The organism is Sinorhizobium sp. P24N7 (assembly GCF_042436655.1).
GTDB lineage: Bacteria > Pseudomonadota > Alphaproteobacteria > Rhizobiales > Rhizobiaceae > Sinorhizobium > Sinorhizobium meliloti_A.
Map to the genome: position 1 here is coordinate 1 of NZ_JBHMIW010000050.1, position 1,243 is coordinate 1,243.

The 1,243-nt window shown below is 63.0% G+C and carries 2 protein-coding genes; both read right to left on the minus strand.

Annotation, left to right across the window (positions count from 1 at the left end; genetic code table 11):
- The coding region (locus tag ACFHWW_RS33785; protein ID WP_379943704.1) for a TniB family NTP-binding protein at nt 1-673 on the minus strand (673 nt) is incomplete at its 3' end.
- Between the two features lie 6 nt (nt 674-679).
- Nucleotides 680-1,243, minus strand: a 564-nt coding sequence (locus ACFHWW_RS33790) for a Mu transposase C-terminal domain-containing protein (RefSeq protein WP_379943706.1), incomplete at its 5' end; no start/stop codon positions are given.

The following is a 1,243-nucleotide window of genomic DNA, read 5'->3' on the forward strand; positions in this document are numbered from 1 at the left end:
AGATTGAAGCCACCAGGGTCTCGAACTGTTCGTTTGCGGCCCAGCGACTGAGGGTGAATTGCTCGAACCGGCGGGCCAGTTGCACGTCGCCGCTGATGGCCTCGCGCGCCTCGTTGACGCCGAAGCAGACGAGCGAGATCCGGAGACGGTTGCTGAGAAAACGAAGGGTGTTGAGGACGATGCGCTGCTCGCGATAAGTTCCGGCGAGAATGTTGTGCACCTCGTCGATTACCAGCACCTGCACGCCAATTGCGTCCATGATGCGCAAGGCCGCCTGCTCCATCTGGGCGATATCGGCCCGTGGCCGCTGCGGCGCGCCGAGCAGGGTCAGCAGTTCGGCGTAGAACCGCCGTTCGCCGGGCCGGCTGGTCATCTCCATCGCCAAAACCGGCGTCTTCAGTGTTCCCGTCAGCGAATTGAAGGTTGACGGATGCTGGTCGCGGAAGCGCTTCATGATCATCGTCTTGCCCATGCCGCTGTCGCCATAGATAGCGACGGAGGGCATGCGCGTTCCTCGCGGATGATCGAGGAGCCGGCTCAGACGATCGAGCGCTTGCTTGGCGCGCGGGTAGAGCACCCAGCGGCGCGATCGGATCGCACGAATGCGTTGCTCGTCCGTTTCAGCCAGCAGCACTGCGGCGCTCGCGGTCAGGTGGGAGATTTCGTTGTTCATGCCAGCTCACTCCGTGTCCTCGACAAAGGGCACAGGTTTGCTGGAGTCAATGCCGCGAAGCGAGCCCCATCCGCGGTCTTCCACGTTCGTTTTTGGCTGTCCTGCGCCGGCGCGTCGTGCGGCTGCCGTCTTCCTGGTTGCTGCATCCACCAGTTTGCGCTGCGCGATTGCCGTGCCCACGATGGCGCGGGTGTTGATTTCCTGTCGGCCTTTCGCCAGCAGTGCGCGTCGTGCCGCCACGGCCTCATGCAGTGTCACTGAAGGCAGGGTCAGATCGGCATAGCGGGCTTCCACGAAGTTGCCCGAAGGTCGGCGCACGAAGATACGAGCCATGTCCCGCGGGTCATATTTGACGAGCAGGCGCCGTTTCGAGCGACCGACGTCGGCGCTAAGCGCAGCTGACCAGTAGCGCAGACCAAAGAGATGAATTCCGGTTGGCCGCAACGTGCGCTCCTGCACCGGTAGGAACGTCAGCCAAAAACGCATACGATCTTGCGGCAGTCGCAGCGGAATCTCGTTCTCGAGCTCCCGCCAGACGGCAACTGGCGGGCGGCCCAAGCTGCTGTGGAT